The organism is Streptomyces rubellus, assembly GCF_036323805.1.
Lineage (GTDB): Bacteria > Actinomycetota > Actinomycetes > Streptomycetales > Streptomycetaceae > Streptomyces.
The window spans coordinates 1-676 of the sequence record NZ_JAZDCX010000071.1; the positions used below are offsets into that span (position 1 = coordinate 1).

At 67.9% G+C, this 676-nt stretch carries 1 protein-coding gene; it reads left to right on the forward strand.

Annotated features, from left to right (window positions below):
• On the forward strand, window positions 1-524 hold a 524-nt coding region (locus V1L54_RS29285), incomplete at its 5' end, for a hypothetical protein (RefSeq protein WP_330121188.1).
• Window positions 525-676: the final 152 nt, after the last annotated feature.

Genomic DNA, 676 nt, shown 5'->3' on the forward strand with positions numbered 1-676 from the left:
CTACTCCAGGGCCGCCCCGGCGGCACGCCGTTCCTCCCGGCGGGCGGCGTCGTACGCGCGGAAACGGCGGCGCAGCGCGGGCCCAGTACGCCCTGGCCAACACCGTCGACCGGATGCACCAGGCCCACGCCCTGCACGCCGAGAGGTCCGACGCGTCCACCGAAGCGGCGGCCGTCGTCCGGGACTGCGAGCAGGAGCTCGCCCGGTACCGGAACCTGACCGACTCCGGAGCCGCCGCCTCCGAGACCAGGGCCCGCCGGGCCGCGCCCTCACGCGAACGGATCATCGAGGCCGTCGACGCGGTGCGGGATGTCGCGGAGACACTCCGCAGCGCCGACGAGCGGCAGAAGAACCGTCTGTACCGCAAGCTCGGGCTGCGCCTGTCGTACGAGCCCGGACAACGCAGAGTGCGGGTCGAGATCGCTCCCGACCCGCACTCCCTTGGTGAATGGTCTGTGTCCGAGGGGGGAATTCAACCATTCACCAACGAACCGTGGTTTACCGGCGAAATCGATCTCTCGTAACGAACTCGCGCATGGTTGGCCGTGGTGAACCGGCGAATAACAGAAGTGTCGGCGCAGCTAGAAGGTACCTGAGAAGCTCACTGATCTGAGCAAGTGCAGATCGAACAGGACCGGCCCGCACGGTCAGCGGTGGATCTTCGAGGGGAAAGCAG